1 protein-coding gene and 1 pseudogene are annotated in these 1,031 nt (G+C 24.5%); both read right to left on the bottom strand.

Translation table 11 applies throughout. The annotated features are described in order from the left end of the window. Positions 1-671: pyridoxine 5'-phosphate synthase (locus JG677_RS08270; protein WP_200286161.1), on the bottom strand; the 671-nt coding region annotated here is incomplete at its 3' end. A gap of 32 nt (positions 672-703) precedes the next feature. Further along, positions 704-1,031, bottom strand: a pseudogene (locus tag JG677_RS08265) (SAM-dependent methyltransferase); the annotation flags it as partial.

Below are 1,031 nucleotides of genomic sequence, written 5' to 3'. Positions count from 1 at the left end.
TTAATTTTTACTATTTCTTGAACATTTTTATAATTAAGTCCGTGCCCTGCAGCAACTTTTAAGCCTAGTTCTTTTGCCTTTAAAGCACAAAGAGAAATAGCATTTAATTCTTCTTTTAATTTTTGCTCTAAAATTTTAGGGTTTAAATCAAGTTCTTTAATTTTATATGGAGTTTTTAAAATATTGCTAAAAATTGCATTGTATAAATTAGCATATAATCCTGTGTGAAGTTCTATAAAATCAACTTTTAATGAAAAAGCTTTTTGGATATTTTTTAAATTAGGATCTATAAATAAAGAAATTTCAATATCTGCTTGTTTTAATTTTTCTATACTAGAAATTAAATTTTTATGATCCAAGCAAAGCCCACCTTCTGTGGTGAGTTCTTCTCTTTTTTCTGGAACTAAGGTAACGCGTTTTGGTTTTAAAGTACAAGCAAGATCAAGAATTTCATTATTTAAAGCACATTCTAAATTAATAGGATTTTTACAATGTTTGATTAAATCTTTTAAATCTTTTTCATTAGTGTGGCGTCTATCTTCTCTTACGTGAATAGTAATTTGATCGCAAAAATGACAAGCAAATAAAGCTGCTTCTAAAAGATTTGGATCATTTACTTTTCTAGCTTCTCTTAAAACAGCTATATGATCAATATTTACCCCTAAAAGCATAGTATTCCTCCATTTTTTAATTATATTGTTATTCAAGTTTTTTGAAATTCAAAAAAGTGAAATTTATCATTAAAATTGAAAAAAAGGTATTTAGCTTGTTGTAAAAAATTTTCATAACTTTTAATACTTTTATTTTGAGTGTATTTTAATAATTTCTCAAAACCAAAGTGCAATAAAGCTTCTTTTTGTTTTTCAAAGGAAAGAATTTTAAAATTATAAAAATTACAAAGTTGTTGTAAATGAGTAAAATTAACATCATAAGTAAGATCGCTTTTGCCAAAAAAATCTTGCAAATTACTTGTAAAAGGATCAAAAATTTTATGATTTTGATAGATTCTTAGACTTAAAGAATTTGGATTT

The sequence above is a fragment of the Campylobacter sp. TTU-622 genome, from assembly GCF_016598965.1.
Classification (GTDB): Bacteria; Campylobacterota; Campylobacteria; order Campylobacterales; family Campylobacteraceae; genus Campylobacter_D.
Note: the sequence above shows the minus strand (reverse complement) of the source record. Positions and strands in the feature narration are given on the sequence as shown.